Consider the following 25707-nt stretch of genomic DNA (forward strand, 5'->3'; position numbering starts at 1 on the left):
ACGCGGAACCGCCCCGGGGGCCCGCGAGGGGCCCGCCGGGGCGGTCAGGGATGCCGTGGTGGCGTCGGGCTCAGATGAGGCCCAGCGAACGGACGGCCTCGCGCTCCTCGGCCAGCTCGGCGACCGAGGCGTCGATCTTGGCGCGGGAGAAGTCGTTGATCTCCAGGCCCTGGACGATCTCGTACTTGCCGTCCTTGCAGGTGACCGGGAAGGAGGAGATCAGGCCCTCCGGGACGCCGTAGGAGCCGTCCGACGGGATCGCCATGGAGGTCCAGTTGCCCTCCTCGGTGCCGTTGACCCAGGTGTGGACGTGGTCGATGGCGGCGTTGGCGGCGGAGGCGGCCGAGGACGCGCCACGGGCCTCGATGATCGCGGCGCCGCGCTTGGCGACGGTCGGGATGAACTCCTCGGTCAGCCACTTCTCGTCGTTCACGACCTCGACGGCGGACTTGCCGCCGATGGTGGCGTGGTGGATGTCCGAGTACTGGGTGGCGGAGTGGTTGCCCCAGATGGTCAGGCGCTTGATGTCGGAGACCGACGTGCCCGTCTTCTTGGCGAGCTGGGTCAGCGCGCGGTTGTGGTCCAGGCGGGTCATCGCGGTGAAGCGCTCGGCCGGCACGTCCGGGGCGGCGGCCTGGGCGATCAGGGCGTTGGTGTTGGCCGGGTTGCCGACGACCAGGACGCGGATGTCGTCCGCGGCGTTGTCGTTGATGGCCTTGCCCTGCGGCTTGAAGATGCCGCCGTTGGCCTCCAGGAGGTCACCGCGCTCCATGCCCTTGGTGCGCGGACGGGCGCCGACCAGGAGGGCCACGTTGGCGCCGGCGAAGGCGACGTTCGGGTCGTCGGTGATCTCGATGCCCTGGAGGAGCGGGAAGGCGCAGTCGTCGAGCTCCATGGCGGTGCCCTCGGCGGCCTTGAGCGCCGGGGTGATCTCCAGAAGGCGCAGCTTGACCGGCACGTCCGCGCCGAGCAGCTGGCCGGAGGCGATGCGGAAGAGCAGGGCGTAACCGATCTGGCCGGCGGCGCCGGTGACGGTGACGTTCACGGGAGTGCGGGTCATGGCGTTCTCCGTAGGACAGCAGGCGGTGGGGCGGTCCGCCCCGGGATGCGGGGATCCCCGGCGCCCGTCGCGAGGCGGCCCCCGGACGATCGGCCCGGCTGCCCACCATGATGATCGATCAACGATACAAATGATCGATCTCTTGGCGTCAAGAGATCCGGGCGTCAGGCTATCGCGCCTGCGCCGTACCGCTAGGGACGGGTGCGTGTGGCCCGGCCCACAGCAGGGCCACACCACCCGTCGCGGCGGCCCGGCGGACCCGCCTCCCGTGGGGGGATGGCGCTCGCCTGCCCAACCCGGCGGGAGTCATGCGCGGACGTCCGCGGAATGACCCGAACGTGTCAACGGGTGCAGGCGGCAGGCCCCTTGACGGGGGTGACGCACGCCTTCGCGTCCCGCGCGCGGCCCACGGCGACCATCGGGGTGTACGCGTCGGGGTCCTGCCCGACCTCGGCCCTCCGCTCCGGGCCGCCCCGGCCGCTCACCGTCACCCGGTCCCCCGGCGCGGCGCCGGTGATCCTGGCCCAGGCGGCGCCGCACACCTCGCTGAACCGCACCTCGAGCAGCGCCTTGCCCACGGTGACGCTCTTTCCGGTGGTGGCGCGCTGCCCTCCGCAGCCCATCGCCTCCGGGTCCTCGCCCGCGCAGCCGGAGCCCTGGCACTTCACCCCGTCGGGCAGCGGCGGCCCGCTGGTGGCGGGCGCGGTGGGCGTCGCGCGGTCCGAGGCCCGCGCCTCGTCCTCGGGGTCGGACTGGGTGAGGAAGACGGCCGCCGCGACGATCAGCAGGGCGCCGAGCGTTCCGGCCAGGAAGGTGACCGCGCGACTGGCCTGCCCCCGGGCGGCGGGACGGGCGGGGCCCGGGGCGTCCCTGGCCGGGTTCACGGCCGGTGCGGGGGCCTGTTCCTGGGCCTGTGCGCGTGCCTGCAGGGCGTGCTGGACCTGGGCGTCCTGGGCGTCCCGGGCGTCCTGGGCGGGCCGGGCGTCCGCGACGGCGGGGCCGGAGGACGGGGGCCGCGGGGCGGCTCCCGGGGCAGCCGGGACCGGGGCCGGCGACGGCTCGGCGGGCGCGGGCGGCGGGGCGGGAGCGGGCGGCGGGGCGGGAGCGGGCGGCGGCGGGAGCGGTGCCATGGGCGCCGGCGGCGGCGCGGCGGCGGGCGGCGGGGAAGGGGCGGGCGGGGCCTGGGGCCCGGCGTACTCCTCCAGTTCCTGCCGTGCCTGGGCGATGCGCATCGCCTCGATGGTCAGGTCGTGCCGCATCTCCGAGCGGCTCCAGGCCCGCTCGGCCAGTTCCCACAGGGTGGTCAGGTGGAGCGGGTTGACGCCGGTGACCTCGGCGAGCGCGATCACCGCGCCCTGCGGCGGCAGCAGCCGCCCGTTGAGGTACCGCTCCCAGGACGTCCTGCTGTACCCGGTGTTGTCGGCGACGGCCGCGATGCCCAGTCCGCCGCGGTCGACCAGCATCCGCAGGGTCTCCGTGAGCTCCCTGACCTCCGGGTCGAGCTCCTCCGGCAACGCCTTCCAACGCGGCATGTTCCCCCCTTGGCCCGAGCGTCCGGCCCCCTGCCGCGTGCCTCCCCCGCACACGGCATTCCGGACGTCCCGACCACGTTAGCCCGCTGCGCGCCGTTGCGGGAGAACACCTCGTGTTCCCCGCACCGGCGCGCAGGAGCACACGGCGGGGCGCGTCAGCCGTCGTTGACGGTGAAGTGGAGGGCGTCCTTGAAGAACGGCAGCTCCAGCAGGGGGTGGGGCTGCGCCATCAGCGCGAGCAGCACGATCACCGTGCCGAGCAGGGCGTACGTCACGACGTCGGTGAACCGTGACCGCACCGCGAGGATGCCCACGTTGGGCCGCGTGGAGCGCAGCACCGCGCCGAGCAGCAGCCCCGCGCCGATCACGATGGTCCCGGCCCGGAACAGGTCGAACGCCGTGAGCAGCAGGCCCACCGCCACCACGGAGATGACCAGGATGATCGGCCACTGCCGGGCGGGCGCGGGCGCGTCGCCGGGGGCGGCCCGGCCGCCGCCCTCGGGCCGCGCGGTGTCGCGGGTGAACAGGGGGAACCGCCGGGTGACCCGGCGCGGCCTCCCCTGTGCGTCGGGCGCGCTGACCGCGTCCCGCGTCACCACCGTGTCCGGGGCGTCCACGTCGTCGGCGGCGTCGGCCGGGGCGTCGGCCGCGACCGGGGCGTCGGCCGCGACCGGGGCGTCGGCGGCGGCCGGGGCGTCGGCGGCGGCCGGGGCGTCCCGCTCCCGGTCGTCCGGGACCCGCGCCGCGTCCGTGGCGCCGTTCCCGCCCCTGGTCTCAGCCGGCACGACGCTCCGCCGCCTCGACCACGTTGACCAGCAGGAGCGCCCGCGTCATCGGGCCCACACCGCCCGGGTTGGGCGACAGGTACCCGGCGACCTCGGCCACGTCCGGGTGGACGTCGCCGACGATCTTGCCCTCGGCGTTGCGCGAGACGCCGACGTCCAGCACCGCCGCGCCCGGCTTGATGTCCTCGGCGCGGATCAGGTGCGGCGAACCGGCCGCCGCGACCACGATGTCCGCCCGCTTGAGGTGGGCGGCAAGGTCCTTGGTGCCCGTGTGGCACTGGGTGACCGTGGCGTTCTCCGAGCGACGGGTCATCAGCAGCGGCATCGGCCGGCCGATGGTGACGCCGCGGCCGACCACGACCACCTCGGCGCCCTTGGTCTCCACGCCGTAGCGGCGCAGCAGGGTGAGGATGCCGTTGGGGGTGCAGGGCAGCGGGGCGGGCTCGTTGAGCACCAGGCGGCCCAGGTTCATCGGGTGGAGGCCGTCGGCGTCCTTGTCCGGGTCCATCAGCTCGAGGATCCGGTTCTCGTCGATGCCCTTGGGCAGCGGGAGCTGGACGATGTAGCCGGTGCAGGCCGGGTCCTCGTTCAGCTCGCGGACGACCGCCTCGATCTCCTCCTGGGTGGCCGTGGCGGGCAGCTCGCGCTGGATGGAGGCGATGCCTACCTGGGCACAGTCACGGTGCTTGCCGGCGACGTACTTGTGGCTGCCGGGGTCGTCCCCCACCAGCAGGGTGCCGAGACCGGGCGTGACGCCCTTCTCCTTCAGCTTCGCCACGCGGGCGGCAAGCTCGGACTTGATCTCGGCCGCGGTGGCCTTGCCATCGAGAATCTGGGCGCTCATGCCCCCATCCTCCCGGATGGACCGGGCCCTGTTCAAAACGCGTCCACGGCCGGGCCCGCACTCGGCCCGCACCCGGCCCGCACCCGCGCGCACGGCCCCGCACGCGACCACGCAGGGTGAACCCCAGGTTGCGCTTCCGCAACGCCTCCGCCGGACGGGTGGACACGGACCGATCGGTGCGGAAACGATGGGACGGCAGTGCAGCGGGCAGTACCGGGGGGCCAAGACCGCACACGCGCACCTTCCTCCGCAGACGTTCGCCCGTCGTGGCCCTGTCGTGCGATCGAGTTTCGGAGAAAGGCAACCGCCCATGAGCTATGGCGACCCCAACAACCCCTACGGAGCGCCGCAGCAGCAGCCGTCCGGTCCCGGTTACGGCTACCCGCAGCAGCAGCCCGCCCAGCAGGGGTACGGCTACCCCCAGCAGTCGCAGCAGTACGGCGGCGGTCCCGTCATGACGACCATGCCCGGCACCGTGAGCACCGCCCGCGTGCTGCTCTGGGTCATCGTGGGCCTGCAGCTCATCGGCCTCGCCCTGTTCGCCTTCAGCGCGGTGAGCGTCAACGCCGCGAAGAACGACGCGACCCTCCAGGACGACGCCGCCTTCCAGCAGCTCGCCGACTACTCGTCCGGCATGCTGTGGGGCCTGACCGTGTTCGCGCTGGTCTGGGCCGCCGCCGCGATCGTGCTGGCGGTCAAGTTCGGCTCCGGCGGCAACGGCGTGCGCATCGCGATCCTGGTGTTCGCGATCATCACCGCCGTGCTGGGCATCTACCCCTTCATCGTCGTGGGCCTGATCCACACCGTGCTGGCCGTCCTGGTCGCCGTGTTCGTCGGCAACGCCAACGGCAAGGCCTGGTTCAACCGCCCGCGGTACTGACGTCGCGGAGCACACCGGCACCACGTGAACGGCGGCGGCGCCGGTCACCCCCCGAGGGTGGCCGGCGCCGCCGCCGTTCGCGTGCCGCCCGCGGGCGGCCGGGCGTCAGTGGAAGAAGTGCCGCGTGCCGGTGAGGTACATGGTCACGCCGGCCTTCTTCGCGGCCTCGACCACCTGCTCGTCGCGGACCGAACCGCCGGGCTGGACCACGGCCTTGACGCCCGCGGCGGTGAGGATCTCCAGCCCGTCCGGGAACGGGAAGAAGGCGTCGGACGCGGCGTACGAGCCGCGGGCGCGCTCCTCGCCGGCCCGCTCGACGGCCAGCTTCGCGGAGTCGACGCGGTTGACCTGGCCCATGCCGACGCCGACCGAGGCGCCGTCCTTGGCGAGCAGGATCGCGTTGGACTTCACCGCGCGGCACGCCTTCCAGGCGAACGCCAGCTCGGCCAGCTCGGCCTCGGAGAGCGCGTCGCCGCAGGCCAGCGTCCAGTTGGCGGGGTCGTCGCCGTCGGCCTGGAGCCGGTCGGTGACCTGCAGCAGCGCGCCGCCGTCGATCGGCTTGACCTCGACGGGCGCGGCCGGGGCCTCGGGGGCGCGCAGCACGCGGATGTTCTTCTTGCGGGCGAGGACCTCGACCGCGCCGTCCTCGTAGCCGGGGGCGACGATGACCTCGGTGAAGATCTCGGCGACCTGCTCGGCCATCTCCTTGGACACCGGCCGGTTGACCGCGATCACGCCGCCGAACGCGGAGAGCGGGTCGCAGGCGTGCGCCTTGCGGTGCGCCTCGGCGATGTCGGCGCCGACCGCGATGCCGCACGGGTTGGCGTGCTTGATGATCGCGACGCAGGGCTCGTCGTGGTCGTACGCGGCACGGCGCGCGGCGTCCGTGTCCGTGTAGTTGTTGTAGGACATCTCCTTGCCGTGCAGCTGCTCGGCGCGGGCGAGGCCTCCGTCGCCGTCCTCCGACAGGTACAGGGCGGCGGGCTGGTGCGGGTTCTCGCCGTAGCGCAGGGTGTGGCTGCGCTTCCAGGTGGCGCCGAGGAAGTCGGGGAAGCCCGACTGCTCGTCGGCCGGGGCGTAGTCGGAGGCGAACCAGGAGGCCACGGCCACGTCGTAGGAGGCGGTGTGCTGGAAGGCCTCGGCGGCCAGGCGCTTGCGGGTGGCCAGGTCGAACCCGCCGCCCTGCACGGCGGCCAGCACGTCGGCGTAGCGGGCGGGGCTGGTGACCACGGCGACCGAGGGGTGGTTCTTGGCGGCGGCGCGGACCATGGAGGGGCCGCCGATGTCGATCTGCTCCACGCACTCGTCGGCCGAGGCGCCGGAGGCGACCGTCTCCCGGAACGGGTAGAGGTTGACGACCACCAGGTCGAACGGGGCGACGCCCAGCTCGTCGAGCTGCTGCCGGTGGCTGTCCAGGCGCAGGTCGGCCAGGATGCCGGCGTGGACCTTCGGGTGCAGCGTCTTCACGCGGCCGTCGAGGCACTCGGGGAAGCCGGTCAGCTCCTCGACCTTGGTGACGGGGACGCCCGCGGCGGCGATCCGGCCGGCGGTGGAGCCGGTGGAGACCAGCTCGACACCCGCCTCGTGGAGGCCCTTCGCGAGCTCCTCGAGGCCGGTCTTGTCGTAGACGCTGACCAGCGCGCGACGGATGGGCCGCTGGGTGGCAGTGCTGTCGGCGGTCACGGGATAAGTACCTTTCGTCCCTCAATGCGGTAGCCGTTGCGGGCGAGACGCCCCACGACATCGACGAGCAGCCTTCGCTCGACTTCCTTGATGCGCTCGTGCAGAGCGCTCTCGTCGTCCTCGTCCCGGATCTCGACCACGCCCTGGGCGATGATCGGGCCGGTGTCGACGCCGTCGTCGACGAAGTGGACGGTGCATCCGGTGACCCTGGCGCCGTACGCGAGCGCGTCCCGCACGCCGTGGGCTCCGGGAAAACTGGGCAGCAGGGCGGGGTGCGTGTTGACGAACCGTCCGCCGAAACGGGCCAGGAACTCCTTGCCCACGATCTTCATGAAGCCGGCGGAGACCACCAGGTCCGGCCGGTGGGCGGCGACCGCCTCGGCGAGGGCGGCGTCCCACTCCTCGCGGCTCGCGTGGTCCTTCACCCGGACGACGAAGGTCGGCAGCCCGGCGCGCTCGGCGCGGGCCAGCCCCTCGATCCCGTCGCGGTCGGCGCCGACGGCGACGATCTCGGCCCCGTACTCCTCGGCGCCGGTGCCGCCGATGGCGTCCAGGAGCGCCTGGAGGTTCGTACCGGAGCCGGACACCAGCACGACGAGGCGCTTGACGCCGACGGACACGGACGCGGGCGGCTGGGCGGCGGCCACGGCGGGGCCCTTTCTCGGGGGAGCGGCTGTTCCGGCCGGTCGTACGCGCGGCTTTGTACGGACGTACGAATGCTTCGCGCCCCGGGATACGGGGAAGTCTACGAAGCGGTCGACCGGCAGCAACGATACCCGGCACTTCGGACGCCCCCACGGGACGGGGGCGGAGCCGGGCGGTACCGTCTGCCGTGTGCGACGCGGCACCGGGCGGGAACGTCCCAGGTGCGCCACACGTTCCGAAAGGAGCAGGGGCCGGGGCCCGGGGTCTTCCCCGGCGCCGGATGTGCCGCACGGCACATCCGCGGGGCTCCTTCCCCCGCTCCCCCGGACGGCGCCGCCGCGACCGTCCGCCGTCCCGACCGGGGCGGTGGCGGCAAGCCGTCCCGTCCGTCCGAAGCCCGTTCCAGCCCGTTCCAGCCCGTTCCAGCCAAGGGGAAGACGCACACCCGATGCCCGACCGCAGCAGCCCGCGACTCCTCACCCTCCCCACGCGCCTCGCGCCCGGCACGCGAGGACTCTCCTCGCCGGGAGGGGAGCGTGGCGGCATGCTGCTGCGGAAGCCCTCCGAGCCGGGCTCGCCCGCCCGCGACGACCGGCAGGACCCCGGCCCCCGCGAGGACGACAACCCGTTCGCCCCGCCGCCGCCCGGCCAGCCCTCGCAGGAGGGCCGCTGGAGCGACCGTCAGCCCGAGGGCGGGGGCGGCGGCTGGTCCGGCTGGGGTCAGCGGCCGGGCGGCTCCGGCGGCGGCCAGGGCGGGTCCGGCCAGGGCCCGGACGGTTCCGGCGGCGGCCAGGGCGGCCCCGGCGGGCTGCGCTGGGACCCCACCGACCCCGCGCAGCGCCGCGCCCGGTACGCCCTGCTCAGCGGCACCTGGGGTCTGATCTTCACGCTCTTCGGCCTGCCGTGGCTGGCCCTGCTGCTCGGCGCGCTCGCCCTCCACTGGGGCATCAGCGCGCTGCGCGCGCCGTCGCGCCCGCAGGACCCGGACCGTCCCGTGGACCGCTCGCCCGCGACCGGCGCGGGGGCGGCCGGAGCGGGGCGGAACCCGCAGCGGCGGGCCGCGATCATCGGCATCGTCACCGGCTCGATCGCGCTGCTCCTGGTGGCCCTGCTCGTCCTGGCCCAGCAGGTGTTCCTGCGGGACTTCTACGTCTGCACCGACGAGGCGCTCACCCGCGACGCCCGTCAGGCCTGCGTCGAGCACCTGCCCGAGGGCATCCCGGACGACCTCCGCGACAGCCTCACCGTCCCGAACTGACCGCAAGCCCCGCCGCCCACGGGGCGGCGGGGGGGCCGCGGCCGGCCGGAGCTGGGGCCGGGTTCTGCGGCGCGGTCGGCTGTGCGCTCGGTCGACTGTGGGGCGCCCCGTTTCTTGTGCGTGTCTTGTGCGTGGCCGGCCGTGCGGCTCGCCCGGTCAGCCGGGCTGGGGGAGCAGGCGGGGCGGGCCCGCGCCCGGGGCCTTCTCCAGGTGGGTCCTGAGCTTGCGTTCGGGCTTCGACAGCGGACCCGGCGCGCCCTGCACCGGCACTCCCCGCACCCGCTCGCCCTCCGGCACCGGCGGTTCGTACCGGGTCGCCGCCGTGAACAGCCCGACCAGCGTGAGCACGCCGAGGACCGCCGTCGTCCCGGCCGACACCACGGTCCACCACCGGGCCTGCCGCTCCGCCCGCCCCCGTACCGCGGGCGGCCGCAGCGGCCGGGGCCGGGTCGTGGAGGTCGCCGCCTGCGCGGTCTCCGCCATCCGCCGCGCCAGCGTCTCCGGGTCGGCGAGCTCCGGCAGCACGGCCGCCACCGCCTCACGCGCGTGCCGCAGCCGCCCGGCCGTCGCCACCGTGGACGCCTCGGTCTCCGCCGCGGTCTCCGGCAGGTCGAGGCCGAGGCCGTCGTAGAGCAGCAGCGTGCGCCGGTGCCGCGGCGGCAGCGCCGTGAGCGCCGCCAGCAGCGCCCGGTCCGCGGGCGAGGAGCGGGTGGCGGCCGGGGCGCGTTCCTCCCGCCGGTGCCGGCGGCTCAGCCGCCGCCAGGGCGACAGCGCGTGGTCGTGGGCCGCCGCCCGCACCCAGCTCGGCGGATCCGGGTCCAGCGCCACCTCCGGCCAGTGGTGCCAGGCACGCCGGAACGCCTGCTCCACGGCTTCCAGCGCCAGACTGTGCCGCCCGGTGAGCAGGTAGGTCTGCCGGACCAGGGTCGGCGCGCACGACACGTACAGCTCGTCGAACGCCTGCTCAGGCGTCACGGGCCGTCACCCCGTCACCCTTCCGCACGAAAAAACCCATAAGCGCATCATGGGCGACACGTCCTGTGTGCGCCTGTTGCATGGGGAATGCGGGTGCCGTTGGCAGCATGGCGACGTGTCCCGGACCACGCCTCCCCCACCAGCCCCCGCCACTCCGCCGCCCACACCCGCGCCCTCGCCTCCGTCTCCGTCTCCGCCGTCGCCCGCGCCCCTGGGGGCGGGGGCGCCGTCCGCCCCGCACCGGTTGCCGGCCCGGGTGCTGCTCCGGTTCGCCCTCCGGCTCCGGCTGCGGCTGCTCCTCGGCCGGACCGCGGCGAGCGGCGTGACCGGCGGGGCCGCCGCCGAGGCGTCGCCCCGCTCCGGCGCCCGCCCGGCGCTCCGGACCACCCTGACCACCCTGCCTCTGCCCGCGGTCGTGACCGGCCTGGCGGCGGCCGGCGCGGGCCTCGCCTTCCTCGCCGTGCCGCTGGTCCTCCTGTGGATGACCTCGCCGTACCCGGACAGCGGCCCCGGCAACGCGCTGCACACCACGGCCGCGGTCTGGCTGCTGGCGCACGGGGTCGAACTGGTCCGCACCGAGACACTCACCGGCGTGCCCGCGCCGATGGGGGTGGCCCCGCTGCTGCTCACCGTGCTGCCGGTGCGGCTGCTGTACCGGGCCGGGCGTGCGGCCGCGGAGGGCGACGGCCGCGAGGACGTGCCGCCGCCGAGCCCGCTCGCCGCCTGGGCCGGGGTGACGGCCGGGTACCTGGTCGCCGGGCTGGCCGCCGCGGCGTACGCCACGGGCGGGGAGTACCGCCCGGGCTGGGGCCCGCCGGTGCTCGCCCTGCCGGCGCTGACCGCCGCGGCGGCCCTGTCGGGGGTGTGGGCCGGGTGCGAGCACCCCCGGCGGGCGGTCGACCGGCTGCCCGGACGGCTCCCCGTCCTCCTCCTCGGCCACGCCGACCGGGGCCGCCGGCTGACCGCCACCGTGCGCGCGGCCGCCGAGGGCACGGCGGTGCTGGTGGCGGGCGGGGCGCTGCTTGCCCTGGCCGCCCTGGTGCTGCGGGCCGGGGACGCGGGCCACGCCTTCGGCAGGCTGGCCGACGGCCTGCTCGGCGGCACGACGCTGCTGCTGCTCTGCCTCGCGCTGCTGCCGAACGCGGCGGTGTGGGCGGCGGCGTACGCGCTGGGGCCCGGTTTCGTGGTGGGGCCCGCGGTGGTGGGGCCGCTCGCGGTGTCGGGCCCGGTGGACGCGCTCCCGGCCTTCCCCTGGCTGGCGGCGGTGCCGGCCGCGGCGCCGGGGCCGGTGGTGTGGGCGCTGGCGGCGGTGCCGTCGGCGGCGGGGGTGGCCATCGGGGTGCGGACGGGCCGGCGGGCCGCGGCGGGGGCCGTCCCGTGGCCGTGGCCGCGGACGGTCGTGCTGGCGGCGGCCGCGTGCGTCCTGTGCGGCGCCGCCCTCGGCGTGCTGACCGCCCTCTCCACGGGGCCGCTCGGCACCGGTGCGCTCGCCGCGTTCGGGCCCGTCTGGTGGCGGTCCGCCCTCGCCGCCACGGTCTGGGTCCTCCCGGCCGCCCTCCCCGCCGCGCTCCTCACCCGCTGGACCCGACGCCGCCCCTGACCGCACCGGGCCCGAACCCGCCACCGCCCGCACCCGGCCCGGACCCGCCACCGCCCGCGCTGGCTCGGCGCCGCCAACCGCGCTGACCCGGCGCCGTACCCGCCCGCACCGGGCCTGGACCCGCCACCAACCGCGCTAGGCCCGCACCTGTCACCGACCGCACCGTGCCCGGCGCCGCCACCAACCGCACCCGCCCCGGACCCGCCACCGCCCGCGCTGGCTCGGCGCCGCCAACCGCGCTGGCCCGAACCCGCCACCGACCGCACCGGGCCCGAACCCGTCACCGACCGCCCCCGGCCCGGACCCGCCACCGCCCGCGCTGGCTCGGCGCCGTCACCGACCGCGCTTGGCCCGGACCCGTCACCGACCGCACCGGGCCCGGCACCGCCACCAACCGCGCTGGCTCGGCGCCGCCAACCGCGCTGGCTCGGCGCCGCCACCGCCCGCACCGGGCCCGAACCCGTCCCCGACCGGAAACGGCGGCGGGCCCGCGGCCGGGAGGTGATCCCGGGCGCGGGCCCGTCGAGACAGGAGCGGTGCTCAGCCGGCGAGGATCTCGCGGGCGAGCTTCGCCGTCTCGGTCGGCGTCTTGCCGACCTTCACGCCGGCGGCCTCGAGGGCCTCCTTCTTCGCCTGCGCGGTACCGGAGGAACCGGAGACGATGGCGCCGGCGTGACCCATGGTCTTGCCCTCCGGCGCGGTGAAGCCCGCGACGTAGCCGACGACCGGCTTGGTCACGTTCTCCTTGATGAACGCCGCGGCACGCTCCTCGGCGTCGCCGCCGATCTCACCGATCATCACGATCAGGTCGGTGTCGGGGTCGTCCTGGAACGCGGCGAGCGCGTCGATGTGCGTGGTGCCGATGATCGGGTCGCCACCGATGCCGACGGCGGTGGTGAAGCCGATGTCGCGCAGCTCGTACATCATCTGGTACGTCAGCGTGCCGGACTTCGAGACCAGGCCGATGCGGCCCGGCTTGGTGATGTCGCCCGGGATGATGCCGACGTTCGAGCCGCCCGGCGTGATGATGCCGGGGCAGTTCGGGCCGATGATCCGGGTCTTGTTGCCCTTCTTGCCGGCGTACGCCCAGAACGCGGCGCTGTCGTGCACGGCGATGCCCTCGGTGATCACCACGGCCAGCGGGATCTCGGCGTCGATCGCCTCGATGACCGCGTCCTTGGTGAACTTCTCCGGGACGAAGATGACGGTGACGTCGGCGCCGGTCTTGTCGATGGCGTCCTTGACGGAGCCGAAGACCGGTACCTCGGTGCCGTCGAAGTCGACCGTCTGACCCGCCTTGCGCGGGTTGACGCCGCCCACGACGTTGGTGCCGTCGCCGAGCATGAGCTTGGTGTGCTTCATGCCCGTGGCACCGGTCATGCCCTGGACGATGACCTTGCTGTCCTTGTTGAGCCAGATAGACATGGTGTGTGGATGTCCTCGTCCTCGGTGCTTACTTGGCGGCGGCGAGCTCGGCGGCCTTCGCGGCCGCACCGTCCATGGTGTCGACGCGCTGGACCAGCGGGTGGTTGGCGTCGCTGAGGATCTTGCGGCCCAGCTCGGCGTTGTTGCCGTCGAGGCGGACGACGAGCGGCTTCTCGACCTTCTCGCCGCGCTCCTCGAGGAGCTGCAGCGCCTGGACGATGCCGTTGGCGACCTCGTCGCAGGCGGTGATGCCACCGAAGACGTTGACGAACACGGAGCGGACGTCCGGGTCGCCGAGGATGATCTCCAGGCCGTTCGCCATCACCTGGGCGGACGCGCCGCCACCGATGTCGAGGAAGTTGGCCGGCTTCACGCCGCCGTGGGCCTCACCGGCGTACGCGACGACGTCCAGGGTCGACATGACCAGGCCGGCGCCGTTGCCGATGATGCCGACCTCGCCGTCGAGCTTGACGTAGTTGAGGCCCTTCTCCTTGGCAGCGGCCTCGAGCGGGTTCGCCGCGGCCTTGTCGTGGAGCTCCTCGAAGTCGGGGTGACGGAACTCGGCGTTGTCGTCCAGGGAGACCTTGCCGTCCAGGGCGATGATGTCGCCGGAGGCCACCTTGGCCAGCGGGTTCACCTCGACCAGGAGGGCGTCCTCCTTGATGAAGACGTCCCAGAGCTTCACCAGCACCGCGGCCACCTTGTCGGCGACCTCGGCCGGGAACTTGGCGGCCTCGACGATCTCGCGGGCCTTCTCCGGGGTGACACCGTCGATCGCGTCGATCGGGGTCTTGGCGACGGCCTCGGGGCGGCTGGCCGCCACCTCCTCGATGTCCATGCCGCCCTCGACGGAGGCGATGGAGAGGAAGGTGCGGTTGGCGCGGTCGAGGAGGAAGGAGACGTAGTACTCCTCCGCGATCTCCGGCGCCATCTCCGCCAGCATGACCTTGTGGACCGTGTGGCCCTTGATGTCCATGCCGAGGATGTCGTTGGCCCGGGCGACGGCCTCGTCGGGCGTGCCGGCGAGCTTCACGCCGCCGGCCTTGCCGCGGCCACCGACCTTCACCTGCGCCTTGACGACCGACTTGCCGCCGAGCCGCTCGGTGATCTCGCGCGCCGCCTCAGGCGTGTCGATGACTTCACCGGCAAGCACCGGTACATCGTGCTTGGCGAAGAGGTCCCTCGCCTGGTACTCGAACAGGTCCACGCGCTTCCGTCCCTATCAGTGATCTCGCGGTTCGTTGGATGCGTGGGCGTGCCGCGAAGGGCAACGTGACGTCCGCTGTGTCACAAGGGGGGCGCACACGGTGTCCGAGCGCGCGGCATGTCCGTCCGGCAGGGTATCCCCGCCACCCACGACGGCTCTAATTAGGGCATCACACATGAGCGGTGATACCGGTCACATGTTGTCGCAGGTGATCACGGGTTTTCACCCGTTCGGCCCCGCTCGACCGACCTCACCGGACCGGGGCCCGGTCCGGTGAGGTCGACGGGTGATCAGCCGATGATCTGCCGGCGATCAGCCGAAGTACGGGTGCGTGGAGTGGTGCGGGGCGATGTCGCCCACGGCGTCATGGGCGGCGCCGTGGGTGACGTCGTGGGTGGCGCCGTGGGTGACGCCGTGGGCGCCGTCCACCGCGTGTGCGGCGGTGCCGGCCACGCCCCCGGAGACCTCGCCGACGGCACCGTGCGCGAGGCCCGCGGCCTCGCCGGTGGCGCCCCGGACGAAGGCGCCGGCCTCACCGGTGACCCCGAAGGCGAGCGGCGCGGCCTCCCCGGCCACGGTCCGGACCGTGCCGTCGGCGGTGGCCGCCACCCCGTACGCGGTGGCGTCGACGGCGCCCGCCGCTCCGTGGGTCACCGGGGCGACGGTGCCGTGCAGGCCGTGACCGACGGCGGTGACGGTGCCGTCGGTGTGCCGGACGGCGGTGCCCGCGACGTCCCACACCCCGCCCACCGCCGGGGCCGCTGTCGCGTGGACCGCGCCGACCGTGTCGTACGCGGTGCCCGCCACCTGCCGGACCGCCTGGTCGGCGGCGCCGTGCACGCCGTACAGGGCGTCGGCGGCGGTCGCGTCGGCCCGCTCCACCAGCGGCACGGCCGTGGTGTGGACGTCCCGGACGGCTCCGGCGGCGGTCGCGTCGGCCCGGTCGACCGCCGGGGCGACGGCGGGGGCGACCGCGCCGACCGCGGCGTCGGCGGTGCCGGTCACACCGTGCACGGCCTGCGGCACCTCGCCGACGACCGCCTGGGCGAACGGAGCGGCGTGGTCGGCCACCCCCTGGGCGAGCGGCGGGACCTGGTCCGCGAGGCGGGCCACGAACGGCCGGACCAGCCCGGTGGTGCCGGTCGCGAGGTCACCCGCGTCGGCGACGGCCTGCTCCGCGACCGGGGCGACGCCGCGCACCGCGGCCCCCGCGACGGGCGGCAGCACGGCCTGCCCGGTGTCGGTGGCGACGTCGCCGACGATCCCGGTGGCGTACGGGGCCACGTCCTCGACGAGACCGCCGGCGACCGGCCGCACCCCGTCAACCGCGTGCCCGGCAACCTCACCCAGATGGGTGAGGGCGGTGGTGGCTCCGGTGACGGCCTGTCCGGCGACCGCCGCGATCCGGCCGACCGTGCCGTCCACGGCGGGCCGAGCCCCGTCCACAGCGGTGTGCGCCACCGGCGGGACGGCCGCCGCGGCCGCGCCGTCCACCGCCTCGCCGGCGCCGGTGACGGCCGCGGAGCGGGCCTCCGCCAGGTCGGGCGCGAAGTCCTCCAGGGGACCGAAGAGGTAGTCGACCTCCGTGGCGGCCGTTGCCCGGGCGAGGGTCTCGGGCACGGTGTCCTCGGACACGGGGAGCTCCTCCCGGACGGTGGCGAGATCCGCCTCCACCTCGGACGCGGCGTCGGCGGCGGTGCCGGACGCGACCTCGGCGGCGGCGTCCTCGACGGGCAGGTCGGGCAGGGTCAGGGAGGTGGTGGTGGGCAACTCGTCGGCCGAGGCGGTGGCCGTGCCGAGGGCCCAGGCGCCGGTGACGCCGGCGGCTATCGCGATGGAGCGACGAAGGTTCTTGTTCATGAGGTGCTGCGGATCCTTCGGATCATGAGCGTTCCGAGGCGTCGAAGGACGATCGGAAGACTGAAGACGTTCCCGTACCGGAGTGCGTCCGGCCAGGCGGGCAGACCTGTTCCGCCCCCGCGCGGCAGGTCGTGGCGGGGGAAGGGCCTGCCTCAGCCGGGGAAGACGGGAACGTCGCGGTGCCGGTCGCGGGTCTCGGCCGCGTCGTCGGGCGCAGCGGCACCGGCGCTCAGCCGCAGGGGCGGCCGGGCGTCGAGGGTGACGGCGTGGGTGTCGCCGTTGCGGGACGGCCCGTTGTCGGCCGACGCGGTACCGGCCGGCACGGGGAACGGAGCGCCTGCGGGCGACCGGTCGGCGGGGGACGGCACGGTCCCGGCGGCCGCGCGCTGGGCCTCCTCGCCCGCGCCCTGACCGGAGAGGTCCGCGAGCCACGGCCGCAGCCCCGGGCCCTGCTCCGCCCCGCCCGCGGGGCGCGGCGTCCCGGCCTCGGTGTCCCGGGCCGAACCGTCACCCGCCGGGGCGGCCGGCTCGTGAGAGGTGTCCGGTGCGGCCGGGCCGGGGACAGCCGGAAGGCCGGGGAGACTCGGGAGGCCGGGGAGGCCGGGGAGGCCCGGCAGTCCCGGAAGCGTCGGCAGCGCGGGCAGCCGGGACAGGTCGGACAGCACCGGCAGCGTCGACAGCGCCCCCAGCGAGGGCAGCTCGGTGAGCCCGGGCAGCCCGGTGAGGTCCGGCAGCTCGGTGTGGTCCGGCAGACCGGCGAGGCCCGGCAGACCGGCGAGGCCCGGCAGACCGGTGAGGACCGGCAGCGCTGCACCGTCCGGCAGGGCGACCACGGTCGCCGGCCCGGCGAGGTCCGCCCGACCGGCCGCCGCGGGGACGTCGGGCTGTGCCGACGGCGCGGTGCCGTGGTCGGTGCCGCGGGCCGCGGGCGGGGCGGGAAGGTTCGGCACCTCCGGGCTAGCGGTCCGCGAGGCACCGGCACGGGACGCCTGCACCCCGGTCGACGACGAGGCGACCGCGGACGACAGCCTCTCCGGACCGATGTCGGCGCCCCTCACAGGCGGCGCCTCCCGGTCGGCCGCCGAGCGGGACGGCTCTCGCGCCGCCTCGGCCGCGGTGGCCTCCACGGGCTCCGGCGCCGCCCGACGCGCGGTCGGACCACCCGGCTCCGTCACCGTCGCACCGCCCGGGACCGACACGGCGTCAGCCTCCGCACCGGCAGCGGTGCTCCCGGCGAGCCCGACCAGACGCTCCGTCACGGCCCGCACGGGCAGGTCGCCGTCACCGGTGAGCCGCTCCGTCGCCCCCGCCCGCTCTCCGCAGAGCAGACCGAGCGCGAACAGCCCGGCCACCAGCACCGCCAGCCACAGCGCACGCCGCCCGGCCGCCCCGCGCACGGCGCGCGGAACGGTCCCGGCGAAGGACGCTGGCGAGTTCAAGGGGAAGGAGTTCCTCCGTGCGGCAACGGATGGCGGAGGCGGGAGCGGCGAGATCCGGCCACGCCCACGGCGCACCGATCCTCGCACGCGCCTCCCTCGGCCACGCAAGCCCCCTGTCAGGGATGCGCTGTGATGTCCCGTTGCCTCACGCCGTGTCCGGTATCGGCAACGGCCGCTTCTCCAGCGCCGCCGCCATCACCTCGGGGAACAGGTCCGGCGTGCAGGCGAACGCCGGTGCCCCGAGCGCGGCCAGCGCCGCCGCGTGATCACGGTCGTAGGCCGGGGCGCCCTCGTCGGAGAGCGCCAGCAGCGCCACGAACTGCACGCCCGCCGCCTTCATCGCCGCGACCCGCTTGAGCATCTCGTCGCGGATGCCGCCCTCGTAGAGGTCGCTGATCAGCACGACCACCGTCTCCGACGGCCGGGTGATCTGCGACTGGCAGTAGGCGAGCGCGCGGTTGATGTCGGTGCCGCCGCCCAGCTGGGTGCCGAAGAGGACGTCGACCGGGTCGTCGAGCTGGTCGGTCAGGTCGACCACGGCGGTGTCGAAGACCACCAGCCGGGTCGCTATGGACCGCATGGACGCCAGCACCGCCCCGAAGACGGAGGCGTAGACGACCGACGCGGCCATCGAGCCGGACTGGTCGATGCAGAGCACGACCTCCTTCTTCACCGCCTGGGAGGCCCGCCCGTAACCGATCAGGCGCTCCGGCACGACGGTGTTGTACTCGGGCAGGTAGTTCTTCAGGTTGGCCGCGATGGTGCGGTTCCAGTCGATGTCGTGGTGGCGCGGCCGGCTGACCTTGGCGCTGCGGTCCAGCGCTCCGGTGAGGGTGGCCCGGGTGCGTGAGGCGAGCCGCTTCTCCAGGTCCTCGACGACCTTGCGCACCACCGCGCGGGCGGTCTCCTTGGTCGTCTCCGGCATCGCCCGGTTGAGCGACAGCAGGGTGCCGACCAGATGGACGTCGGGCTGCACCGCCTCCAGCATCTCGGGCTCCAGCAGCAACGACGCCAGCCCGAGGCGGTCGATGGCGTCCTTCTGCATCACCTGGACGACGGAGGACGGGAAGTACGTCCGGATGTCGCCCAGCCACCGCGCCACCGACGGCGCCGAGCCGCCGAGGCCCGCCGAACGCTCACCGCCGCGCGGACGGCCGGAGCCGCGCGCGCCCTGCTCGCCGTTGCCGTAGAGCGCGGCGAGGGCGGCGTCCATCGCCGCGTCCCGGCCGGTGAGGCCGTGACCGGTGCCGTCGGCGCGGTCGCCGCCGAGCACCAGACGCCAGCGCCGCAGCCGCTCCACGTCCGCGTCGGAAGCCGGGGCGGACGCCTGGGCGGACCCCTGGGCGGAAGCCTGGGCGGACGCCGTGGCGGTCCGGGTCGGAGATGTGGTCATGCCGCTGCCTCCACGAGGTCGTCGGGCTGAGGGCCGGGGGCGGGGTCGAGGCCCAGCAGCAGCCGGACCACGGGCAGGACGGCGTCGGCACGGGCCGCGTCGAGGCCCTCGCCGAAGCCGGGGGCGGACACGGTGGCCGTCCCCCCGCCGCCGGCCGCCGGTCCGCGCCGGACCAGTTCGCCCAGGCTGCGGCGGACTCCCGGCTCGTAGGCGGAGAAGGTGCGGCGCAGCAGCGGCAGGACGTCGGTGAACGCCTCGGCCGGTACGCCGGTGAGCCAGGCGTCGACCAGGCCGAGCAGCCGCTCGTCGTGGACCAGCAGGAGTCCGCCGGAGCCGCCGCCGACGAAGCCTTCGATCCAGGCCGCCGCGTCGGCCGGCTCGGTGCCGGGCGACAGGACCAGGCCCATCCGCCGGGCGGCCTCGTCGGTGTCCAGCGAACCGTCGTCGAGCAGCAGCCGCACCGAGCGGCCGCGGAGCACGCCGGGGACGGTGTCCCGTCCGGCGAGCTTCCGCAGCACCCCGTGCCAGCGGGCGCGCAGTCCCTCCGGGTCGACGGCGGGGACGCCACCGAGGAGTCCCACCGCGGTGTGCACCGCGTCGACGTGACGGCGCATCTCGTCGGCCGCGTCGGTGTCCAGCGCGGAGCAGGCCGGCGGCAGGCCGACGCATATCCGCTCGGCGAGCCCGGCGGCGACCCCTGCGAGCGCCCCGGTGTCGGTGCCGCGTACGTCGCCGTAGCGCAGGGTCCGCACCAGCGCGGGGAGGGCCGCCGCCAGGTGGGCGACGTCGGTGTCGAGCGCGGCCCGGTCGGCGAGGGCCCGCATCACGGTGGGCAGGGCGTCGGGGAGGTCGGCGAGCAGGCACCGTTCGGCGAGCGCGGTGATCTCGGCGAGGGCGGTGGCGTCCCGGGCGTCGGACTCGGCCCTGGCGGTGGCGGCGGAGAGCACGGTGGTGCCCCACACCCCGGCCTCCGCCACCCGGACCGCCAGCTCCGGCTCCCAGCGCAGCCGCCAGGTCTCCCGGAAGGTGCCGGTGCCGCCCCGCGCGGAGACGGGTTCGCCCCAGGCCACGGAGAGGAGGCGGAGCCGGTGCAGCAGACGGCTGCGGGCGGCGTCGTTCTCCTTGCGCAGGTCCAGTTCGAGTTCCCGCTCGAGCGCCTCGGGCTTGAGGCGCAGCGTCCGCTGCTGCCGCTCCAGGTCCCGGCGCAGCGGCACCGAGGGCGTGGCGGACGGCACCTCGCCGAGCACGTCGCCGACGATCAGCCGGTCGCGGACCAGCTCCAGCGGCACGTCGGAGCCCTCGCACATCACCGCGCGCACCGCGTCGACGGTCTCGCCGAGACCGGGCAGCGGGCGGCCGCGCATCACCGCGAGGGTCTCGGCGAGCCGGACCGCCTCGATGACGTGGGCGGAGGAGACGCTCAGGTCCTCGTCGCGCAGCAGGCCGGCGACCTTGGTCATCCAGCGTTCGACCGGGCGGTCGGGGGCGGAGAAGAGGTGCCCGTACCAGCCCGGGGAGTCGATACCGGCGCCGTAGCCGCTGAACCGGGAGAGCCGGCGGTGGGTCCAGGGCACCCAGGTCATCTCCGTCTTCACCTTGGGCAGGCCCTTGAGCAGGGCGCGGTCGGCGGTGACGGTGCTCTTCTGCCGCAGCGCCGGCACGTGCCAGGCGCCGCAGACCACGGCGACGTGGTCCCCGAAGTCCTTGCGGGCGGCGCGGAGCTGGAGGCGCATGTACGCCTCGCGGACCGGGTCGCGGTCGTGTCCGCCGGTGCCGTAGGCCTCGCGGAGGGCTTCCATCGCCTCCTCGACGGCGGCGAACGGCGCGAGCGGGTCCTCCCCGGCCCCGCGGTGCTCGACGACGTCCTCCCACCAGCGCTCCGGGTCGTCGTACCCGGCGGCGTCCGCCAGCACGGCCAGCGGGTCGACCCGCGGGTCCGCGGCACCGGCCCCGGCGGCCTCCTCGGCCCCGGCGGAGCCGGCCGGGCCGACCGGGCCGGCGTCGTCGGCAGCGCCGGCGGGGTCGGCCTCACCGGCGGGAGCCGCGACCGGACCCGCGTCCGGGGCTGCCGCCGCCTCCTCCTCGCCCCGCAGGGCCAGGACGTGGGTGGCGGGCAGGTCGACGAACCGGACCGGCACGTCGTTCTCCACGGCCCAGCGCAGGGCCACCCACTCCGGGGAGAACTCGGCCAGCGGCCAGAACGCGGAGCGTCCCGGCTCGTCGACCGCGTGGGCGAGCAGGGCGACCGGCGGCCGCATCTCCTCGTCGCCGACCAGCGGTACGAGGGCGTCGGCCTCGGGCGGCCCCTCGATCAGGACCGCCCGGGGGCGGGTCGCCTCCAGGGCCGCCCGTACCGCGCGGGCGGAACCCGGCCCGTGGTGCCGCACCCCGAGCAGCAGCGGCAGCGCCTGCGCGCCGGTCATGCCGACACCTCCCGGCAAGCGCGGTAGAAGTCCTTCCAGCCGTCCCGCTCGCGGACCACCGTCTCCAGGTACTCCTGCCAGATCACCCGGTCTGCGGCCGGGTCGCGGACCACGGCGCCCAGGATGCCGGCGGCCACGTCGCCGGGGCGCAGCACGCCGTCGCCGAAGTGGGCGGCGAGCGCCAGGCCGTTGGTGACCACCGAGATGGCCTCCGCCGTGGAGAGCGTGCCGCTGGGCGACTTGAGCTTGGTGCGCCCGTCGGTGGTGAGTCCGTCGCGCAGCTCGCGGAAGACCGTGACGACCCGGCGGATCTCGTCGATGCCGTCGGGGGCCTGCGGCAGGTCCAGGGAGCGGCCGAGCTGGTCGACCCGGCGGGAGACGATCTCCACCTCGGCCTCCGGGCTGTCCGGCAGCGGCAGCACCACCGTGTTGAAGCGGCGGCGCAGCGCGCTGGACAGGTCGTTGACCCCGCGGTCGCGGTCGTTGGCGGTGGCGATCAGGTTGAAGCCGCGCACCGCCTGGACCTCCTGGCCGAGCTCCGGTATCGGGAGCGTCTTCTCGGACAGGATGGTGATCAGGGTGTCCTGGACGTCGGCGGGGATGCGGGTGAGCTCCTCGACGCGGGCGATCATGCCCTCGCCCATGGCCCGCATCACCGGGCTCGGCACCAGCGCGTCCCGGCTGGGGCCGTGGGCCAGCAGCTGGGCGTAGTTCCATCCGTAGCGGATGGCCTCCTCCGGCGTGCCGGCGGTGCCCTGCACGAGCAGCGTCGAGTCGCCGCTCACGGCGGCCGCCAGGTGCTCGGAGACCCAGGTCTTGGCCGTGCCCGGCACACCGAGCAGCAGCAGGGCGCGGTCGGTGGCGAGCGTGGTGACGGCCACCTCGACGATGCGGCGCGGACCGACGTACTTCGGCGTGATCACCGTGCCGTCGTCGAGCGTGCCGCCCAGCAGGTAGGTGGCGACGGCCCACGGGGACATCTTCCAGCGGGCCGGGCGAGGGCGGTCGTCGGCGGCCGCCAGCGCCCTCAGTTCGTGGGCGAAGGCGTCCTCGGCGTGCGGCCGCAGGGCCTGCTCGGCGTTTGCGCCGTTCGCGGGCGCGGGGTCGTCGGAACGCTCGGTGACGGACGTCGGGTCGATGGACACAGACATGGCTGAGGCCCCCTCCAGCTCGGCCGGTTCGGATCTGGTGACCACCTTGCACGACGCCACTGACAATCGGTCACGACCTGCGGAAACGAAGTCGGTAGGGCAGTCCGGGGGAGCGTTGTCAGTGCCGGGCCCTACCGTCGTAGACATGACTCAGCAGGGGGTGCGCTGGAGCGCGGAACAAGTGCTGGCACTGGCGCCTGACGCGGCGTCACGCAAAGCCGGCAGCAAACTCGCTGCGTCCGGGCCGTGGTCCGGCACGGGCTGCGGCGACGAGGGAACGGTGTGGGGGCTCTGCAAGGGAAGCGGCAGCAAGCCCTACCAGACGATCGTGGACCTGGGGGACCCGGCGGCTCCCGCCTACAAGTGCAGCTGTCCGAGCCGCAAGTTCCCCTGCAAGCACGCCCTGGGGCTGCTGCTGCTGTGGGCGGCCGACCCGGTGGCCGTCCCGGACGGACAGCGGCCTCCGGACTGGGCGGCGCAGTGGCTGGACGGCCGGCGGCAGCGGGCCGAGCGCAAGGAGACGGCCGCGGCCGACGGGGAGGCGGCGCGCAAGCGCGCCGAGCGCCGCGCGCAGCGCATCGACGCGGGCGCCGCGGAGCTGGAACGACGACTCGCCGACCTGCTGCGGACCGGCCTGGCCGGCGCGGAGCAGGCCGGATACGCGCTCTGGGAGGAGACGGCGGCCCGCATGGTCGACGCCCAGGCGCCCGGACTGGCCGCGCGGGTGCGGGAACTGGGGGCGATACCCGGCTCCGGCCCCGGCTGGCCGGTGCGGCTGCTGGAGGAGTGCGCGCTGCTCCACACTCTGGTCCAGGGCTGGCTGCGCCGCGACGGGCTCCCCGCGGAACTGGCCGCCACGGTCCGCTCCCGGGTCGGCCTGACCGGCTCCGCGGAGGGGCCCGCGGTCCGCGACCGGTGGCTGGTGCTCGCCCACTACGACACGGCCGACGCCCGCCTGACCACCCGCCGCATATGGGTGCACGGCGAGGAGAGCGGCCGGACGGCGCTGCTCCTCTCCTACGGCGCCGCCGGCCGCGCGCCGGAACTGGTGCTGCCGACGGGGCTCGCCCTCGACGCGGAGCTCTCCTCCTATCCGGGGTCCGGGCAGCCGAGGGCGGCGCTGGAGAAGCAGTTCGCCGCCCCGGCCCCGAGCACGCTGCGCCCGCCGGGCCTCACCACGGCGGAGGCCGCCGCCCGGTACGGCGACGCGCTGTGCCACGACCCCTGGCTGGACTCCGTACCGGTGACGCTGGAGGCCGTCACCCCGGTCCCGCACGCCGACGGCTGGCAGCTGGCCGACGCCGCGGGCGGCGCCGTGCCCGTCACCGGGTCGGCGTCCCCCGGCACGGGTTTCTGGCGGCTGGTCTCCCTCTCCGGCGGCGCCCCGCTGCGCGTCTTCGGCGAGTACGGCCACCGCGGCTTCACCCCGCTCACCGCCTGGCCCGCCGGCCCCGGCGAGCCGGTGACGGTCCGATGACCCGCCCCGCCCACCGGCCCGCCCGTCGTCTCCGCGGCCACCGTCGCCTCACCGAAGGGACGCTCCCCTCATGACTGCCACCGCCTCCGCCTGGGAGGACCTGGTCACCACGGCCCTGCTGGGCACCGAGCGGCGCCCGCCGTCCGTTCCCTCCGAGGGGCGGGAGGCGCCGATCGCCCTGCTGGACGAGGCCGCGCAGCAGACGCTGCGCCGGAGGGCCGGGCTCCGCCCCGCCCAGGCCGCGCCGCTCCCCCGCCCCGCGCCCGCGGACCTCCGGCCCCCGCTGCCGCCGGCCGCGGCCCGCCGGCTCTCCCTGCTGCTCACCGCACGCCCCGGCAGCGGGGGCGGCGGACGCCGGGGCACCACGCCCGACCTGGTGGAACTGCTGCCGCAGTGGCTGGCCCTGGCCGACGGGCGCGGGTTCGCCGCGCCGCCGGAGGCGCTGCCCGCCCTGCTGGAGGCCGCCCGCAGCCGCACCGACCTGCGGCCCGCCGTGCTCTCCTTCGCCGGGCCGCGAGCCCTCTGGCTGGCCGGGCTCAATCCCGAGTGGCGTTTCGCGCTGCGCTCCGCTCCGGGAGGCAGTGGCAGGCTGCCCGCCGCCACCGACCCGGACGGCGCACGGCAGCTCTGGGAGGAAGGCCTGTTCGCCGAGCGGGTCGCCCTGCTGACCTCCCTGCGCGGCCAGGACCCGGCCGCCGCCCGCGTCCTGCTGGAGTCCACCTGGACGACCGAGCGCGCGGAGGACCGGCTGATGTTCCTCGACTCGCTGCGGGCCGGGCTGTGCGCGGAGGACGAGCCGTTCCTCGAGCGGGCGCTGGGCGACCGCAGCCGCAACGTGCGGGCGACCGCCGCGGAACTGCTGTCGGCCCTGCCGGGATCCGCCCTGTCCCTGCGGATGGCCGCGCGGGCCACCACCTGCGTGGCCCTGGACCGCACGGACGCGGAACCGTGCGTCGTCGTCGAGGCGCCGCACGCCTGCAACACGGAGATGGAGCGCGACGGCGTGGTCGCCAAGGCGCCGAACGGGCGCGGCGAACGCTCCTGGTGGCTGGGCCAGCTCGTCGAAGCCGCCCCCCTCGCGACCTGGCCGGAACGGCTCGGCGGGCTCACGCCCGAGGAGATCGTGGCCCTCGAGGTGGCCGACGGCTGGGAGGGCGAACTTCACGCGGCCTGGTGCCGGGCGGCCGTCCGGCAGGGTGACGCCGCCTGGGCCCGCGCCCTGCTCGGCTCCCCCTCCGCGCCGGAGGCCGCCGGCCCGGGCGCGGTCGGCCCGGCCCAGCGGGCCAAGCTGCTCACCACCCTCGCCGACGAGGAACGGGCGGCCTGGGTGGCCGAGTTCATCGCCGCGCACGGACTGTCGGAGGCCTTCCAGCTGCTCGGCGTCTGCGCGGTGCCGTGGTCGGCGCCGCTGGGGCGGGCCGTCGTGGACGCCCTGGACATCGCCCGGGACGCCGGGAGCTACCCGTGGAGCTTCAGCGGGGTGATGGGCCTGGCCGAACGCTGCCTGGATCCGGCCGAGGCCACCCGCCTCGCGCCCCTCACCGCGACGTCCGCCGACGGCGAGGACACGGCGCCGGGGGCCGGCGGCTACTGGTCGGAGGCCTTCCAGCGCCTCGACAGCACCCTCCGTCTCCGCGCCACCATGGCCCAGGAACTGGGGGTGACCTGACGAGGCGTCGACCAACGGCGGGGCCGGACGGGGCTCGCTCACCAGGGCATCGGCCCAGCCGGGGCGCCGGGAACGCTGAGGCCCCGTCGGTCAGCCACCGCACGGGCGGCCCCGCGCGCTCGACCGCCGCCGGGCCGCCGTCGAGCGGCGGGCGCGGCGCGGTCCGCCCTCCCCGCGGAAGGAAGGGGACGGCCGCGCCCCGAAGGCGGGCCGCCCCTGCGGCGCGGCGTTCCGCGGACCCGCAGTTGACGCGGTCACGGCTCGGCGCCAGGCACCGGCACGCACCGCCCAGACCCACCGGCGCGCTCCGCCGCGGCTCCGCGAGCGCGTGCCCTCGGAGCCGCACGGACCAGACGGGTGAAGAGGCCGGCCCCCGGTGCCGTGCCGTCGCACCGGGCGGC

Annotated in this window: 19 protein-coding genes; 5 read left to right on the forward strand and 14 right to left on the reverse strand. The window is 75.6% G+C overall.

Translation table 11 applies throughout. From position 1 onward, the window contains the following. Window positions 1-70 precede the first annotated feature (70 nt). The 4 genes from ACWD3O_RS03460 to ACWD3O_RS03475 form a co-directional block, all read right to left on the reverse strand. Window positions 71-1060, reverse strand: a complete 990-nt coding sequence (locus ACWD3O_RS03460) for a malate dehydrogenase (protein WP_451410872.1) — start codon at window positions 1058-1060, stop codon at window positions 71-73. 341 nt (window positions 1061-1401) lie between these two features. Further along, the gene (locus ACWD3O_RS03465; protein WP_451414723.1) at window positions 1402-2592 is read right to left on the reverse strand and encodes a DUF2690 domain-containing protein; all 1191 of its coding nucleotides are present in this window, start codon (window positions 2590-2592) and stop codon (window positions 1402-1404) included. Window positions 2593-2747: 155 nt separating this feature from the next. Next, window positions 2748-3377 (reverse strand): DUF3017 domain-containing protein, encoded by a 630-nt coding sequence (locus ACWD3O_RS03470; protein WP_451414724.1) that lies wholly within the window; start codon window positions 3375-3377, stop codon window positions 2748-2750. Beyond that, window positions 3367-4221 carry a bifunctional methylenetetrahydrofolate dehydrogenase/methenyltetrahydrofolate cyclohydrolase gene (locus ACWD3O_RS03475; RefSeq protein ID WP_451410875.1) on the reverse strand — a complete coding sequence of 285 codons (855 nt, stop codon included), beginning with the start codon at window positions 4219-4221 and terminating at the stop codon, window positions 3367-3369. Before ACWD3O_RS03475 ends, ACWD3O_RS03470 begins: the two co-directional genes overlap by 11 nt. A 310-nt stretch (window positions 4222-4531) precedes the next feature. Here ACWD3O_RS03475 and ACWD3O_RS03480 point away from each other — a divergent pair, with 310 nt between their 5' ends. Then, on the forward strand, window positions 4532-5101 hold the full coding sequence (locus ACWD3O_RS03480) for a hypothetical protein (protein ID WP_451410876.1): 570 nt from the start codon (window positions 4532-4534) through the stop codon (window positions 5099-5101). Window positions 5102-5206: 105 nt separating this feature from the next. On the opposite strand, the gene purH is transcribed toward ACWD3O_RS03480, so the two are convergent. Then, complete coding sequence (gene purH, locus ACWD3O_RS03485) at window positions 5207-6784, reverse strand: bifunctional phosphoribosylaminoimidazolecarboxamide formyltransferase/IMP cyclohydrolase (RefSeq protein WP_451414725.1); 1578 nt, start codon at window positions 6782-6784, stop codon at window positions 5207-5209. Further along, window positions 6781-7431, reverse strand: coding sequence for a phosphoribosylglycinamide formyltransferase (gene purN / locus ACWD3O_RS03490; protein WP_451410493.1), 651 nt, complete (start codon window positions 7429-7431; stop codon window positions 6781-6783). The genes purH and purN overlap by 4 nt, the downstream gene beginning before the upstream one ends. Window positions 7432-7877: 446 nt before the next feature. On the opposite strand from purN, the gene ACWD3O_RS03495 reads away from it, so the two are divergent. Next, a complete protein-coding gene (locus ACWD3O_RS03495; protein WP_451414726.1) occupies window positions 7878-8687 on the forward strand; it encodes a hypothetical protein in 810 nt (269 codons plus the stop codon). 156 nt (window positions 8688-8843) lie between these two features. Here ACWD3O_RS03495 and ACWD3O_RS03500 read toward each other — a convergent pair whose 3' ends face one another. Further along, complete coding sequence (locus ACWD3O_RS03500) at window positions 8844-9662, reverse strand: RNA polymerase subunit sigma-70 (protein WP_451414727.1); 819 nt, start codon at window positions 9660-9662, stop codon at window positions 8844-8846. A gap of 256 nt (window positions 9663-9918) precedes the next feature. Here ACWD3O_RS03500 and ACWD3O_RS03505 point away from each other — a divergent pair, with 256 nt between their 5' ends. Next, on the forward strand, window positions 9919-11262 hold the full coding sequence (locus ACWD3O_RS03505; protein WP_451414728.1) for a cell division protein PerM: 1344 nt from the start codon (window positions 9919-9921) through the stop codon (window positions 11260-11262). A gap of 540 nt (window positions 11263-11802) precedes the next feature. On the opposite strand, the gene sucD is transcribed toward ACWD3O_RS03505, so the two are convergent. The 7 genes from sucD to ACWD3O_RS03540 all read right to left on the reverse strand — a co-directional run bounded on the left by sucD (window position 11803) and on the right by ACWD3O_RS03540 (window position 22160). Further along, entirely contained in the window at window positions 11803-12687 is an 885-nt protein-coding gene (sucD, locus tag ACWD3O_RS03510) for a succinate--CoA ligase subunit alpha (RefSeq protein ID WP_451410497.1), read from the reverse strand. 28 nt (window positions 12688-12715) lie between these two features. Further along, entirely contained in the window at window positions 12716-13894 is a 1179-nt protein-coding gene (gene sucC, locus ACWD3O_RS03515) for an ADP-forming succinate--CoA ligase subunit beta (protein WP_451410498.1), read from the reverse strand. A 312-nt stretch (window positions 13895-14206) separates the two neighbouring features. Beyond that, entirely contained in the window at window positions 14207-15754 is a 1548-nt protein-coding gene (locus ACWD3O_RS03520; RefSeq protein ID WP_451414729.1) for a hypothetical protein, read from the reverse strand. A 152-nt stretch (window positions 15755-15906) separates the two neighbouring features. Further along, window positions 15907-17193 (reverse strand): hypothetical protein, encoded by a 1287-nt coding sequence (locus tag ACWD3O_RS03525; protein ID WP_451414730.1) that lies wholly within the window; start codon window positions 17191-17193, stop codon window positions 15907-15909. A 145-nt stretch (window positions 17194-17338) separates the two neighbouring features. Next, entirely contained in the window at window positions 17339-18586 is a 1248-nt protein-coding gene (locus ACWD3O_RS03530) for a VWA domain-containing protein (RefSeq protein ID WP_451414731.1), read from the reverse strand. Further along, window positions 18583-21009, reverse strand: coding sequence for a DUF5682 family protein (locus ACWD3O_RS03535; protein WP_451414732.1), 2427 nt, complete (start codon window positions 21007-21009; stop codon window positions 18583-18585). The genes ACWD3O_RS03530 and ACWD3O_RS03535 overlap by 4 nt, the downstream gene beginning before the upstream one ends. Next, complete coding sequence (locus ACWD3O_RS03540) at window positions 21006-22160, reverse strand: ATP-binding protein (protein ID WP_356128824.1); 1155 nt, start codon at window positions 22158-22160, stop codon at window positions 21006-21008. The genes ACWD3O_RS03535 and ACWD3O_RS03540 overlap by 4 nt, the downstream gene beginning before the upstream one ends. 145 nt (window positions 22161-22305) lie before the next feature. Here ACWD3O_RS03540 and ACWD3O_RS03545 point away from each other — a divergent pair, with 145 nt between their 5' ends. Further along, complete coding sequence (locus tag ACWD3O_RS03545) at window positions 22306-23637, forward strand: SWIM zinc finger family protein (RefSeq protein ID WP_451414733.1); 1332 nt, start codon at window positions 22306-22308, stop codon at window positions 23635-23637. Between the two features lie 70 nt (window positions 23638-23707). Further along, the gene (locus ACWD3O_RS03550) at window positions 23708-25306 is read left to right on the forward strand and encodes a DUF5691 domain-containing protein (RefSeq protein ID WP_451414734.1); all 1599 of its coding nucleotides are present in this window, start codon (window positions 23708-23710) and stop codon (window positions 25304-25306) included. Window positions 25307-25707 lie beyond the last annotated feature (401 nt).

This window comes from Streptomyces sp. NPDC002640 (assembly GCF_053592575.1).